Source organism: Planococcus beigongshangi, assembly GCF_016820495.1.
In the GTDB taxonomy this organism is placed as follows: Bacteria; Bacillota; Bacilli; order Bacillales_A; family Planococcaceae; genus Planococcus; species Planococcus beigongshangi.
Genome location: NZ_JADHDU010000021.1, coordinates 1 through 1978, shown reverse-complemented (window position 1 = coordinate 1978; position 1978 = coordinate 1). Strand labels below are relative to the sequence as shown.

Below are 1978 nucleotides of genomic sequence, written 5' to 3'. Positions count from 1 at the left end.
ACGTTTTGCGTTCAGTTTTGAAGGTTCACTTTCCGGCAGTTGCCGGGAACATGAAGTTTCTATACTTGCAACAAACCCAAGAGGGCCTATAGCTCAGCTGGTTAGAGCGCACGCCTGATAAGCGTGAGGTCGATGGTTCGAGTCCATTTAGGCCCACCATATATTTACTTCTTGGGGCCTTAGCTCAGCTGGGAGAGCGCCTGCCTTGCACGCAGGAGGTCAGCGGTTCGATCCCGCTAGGCTCCACCATCCATTCAACACGGTGGCATGGGCAACTTGTTCTTTGAAAACTGGATAAAACGACATTGAAACAAAAACGAAACAAGCGATTCATGAAGTGACACGGCTGAATTTTTTNGCGCCGCTGACGAAGGATCGCGCCGCGGATTGGAAGCCGAATTGGTTAAGTTAGAAAGGGCGCACGGTGGATGCCTTGGCACTAGGAGCCGAAGAAGGACGGCACTAACACCGATATGCTCCGGGGAGCTGTAAGTGAGCATTGATCCGGAGATTTCCGAATGGGGAAACCCACTGCCTGTAATGGGGCAGTATCCATGTGTGAATTCATAGCACATGAGAAGGCACACCCAGGGAACTGAAACATCTAAGTACCTGGAGGAAGAGAAAGCAAATGCGATTCCCTGAGTAGCGGCGAGCGAAACGGGAACAGCCCAAACCAAGAGGCTTGCCTCTTGGGGTTGTAGGACACTCTATACGGAGTTACAAAGGAATCGATTAGGCGAAGCGACCTGGAACGGTCCGCGATACCGGGTAACAGCCCCGTAGCCGAAAGTCGGTTCTCTCCAGAGTGGATCCTGAGTACGGCGGAACACGTGAAATTCCGTCGGAATCCGGGAGGACCATCTCCCAAGGCTAAATACTCCCTAGTGACCGATAGTGAACCAGTACCGTGAGGGAAAGGTGAAAAGCACCCCGGAAGGGGAGTGAAACAGATCCTGAAACCGTGTGCCTACAAGTAGTCAGAGCCCGTTAATGGGTGATGGCGTGCCTTTTGTAGAATGAACCGGCGAGTTACGATTGCATGCAAGGTTAAGGTGAGAAGCCGGAGCCGCAGCGAAAGCGAGTCTGAACAGGGCGCATGGAGTATGCAGTTGTAGACCCGAAACCAGGTGATCTACCCATGTCCAGGGTGAAGGTAAGGTAACACTTACTGGAGGCCCGAACCCACGCACGTTGAAAAGTGCGGGGATGAGGTGTGGGTAGCGGAGAAATTCCAATCGAACCTGGAGATAGCTGGTTCTCTCCGAAATAGCTTTAGGGCTAGCCTCAATCCGTTTGAATCCTGGAGGTAGAGCACTGTTTGGACTAGGGGCCCATCCCGGGTTACCGAATTCAGACAAACTCCGAATGCCAGTGATTTAGGATTGGGAGTCAGACTGCGAGTGATAAGATCCGTAGTCAAGAGGGAAACAGCCCAGACCACCAGCTAAGGTCCCCAAATATCCGTTAAGTGGAAAAGGATGTGGCGTTGCTTAGACAACCAGGATGTTGGCTTAGAAGCAGCCATCATTTAAAGAGTGCGTAATAGCTCACTGGTCGAGTGACACTGCGCCGAAAATGTACCGGGGCTAAACGGATTACCGAAGCTGTGGATGGACATCGTAGATGTCCGTGGTAGGAGAGCGTTCTAAGGGCGTTGAAGTCAGACCGGAAGGACTGGTGGAGCGCTTAGAAGTGAGAATGCCGGTATGAGTAACGAAAGACGGGTGAGAATCCCGTCCACCGAATGCCTAAGGTTTCCTGAGGAAGGCTCGTCCGCTCAGGGTCAGTCGGGACCTAAGTCGAGGCCGATAGGCGTAGACGATGGACAACAGGTTGATATTCCTGTACCACCTCCCCGCCGTTTGAGCAATGGGGGGACGCAGAAGGATAAGGTGAGCGCGCCGTTGGTTGTGCGCGTCCAAGCAGTGAGGCGTGGAATGAGGCAAATCCCATTCCTGATACGCCAAGCTGTGAT

The 1978-nt window shown here is 52.8% G+C and carries 2 tRNA genes and 1 rRNA gene; all 3 read left to right on the top strand.

From position 1 onward, the window contains the following. The first annotated feature begins 82 nt into the window (after positions 1-82). Positions 83-159 (top strand) — tRNA-Ile (locus IQ294_RS16175). 14 nt (positions 160-173) lie between these two features. Then, positions 174-249 (top strand) — tRNA-Ala (locus IQ294_RS16170). A gap of 152 nt (positions 250-401) precedes the next feature. After that, positions 402-1978, top strand: a 23S ribosomal RNA gene (locus IQ294_RS16165); the annotation flags it as partial.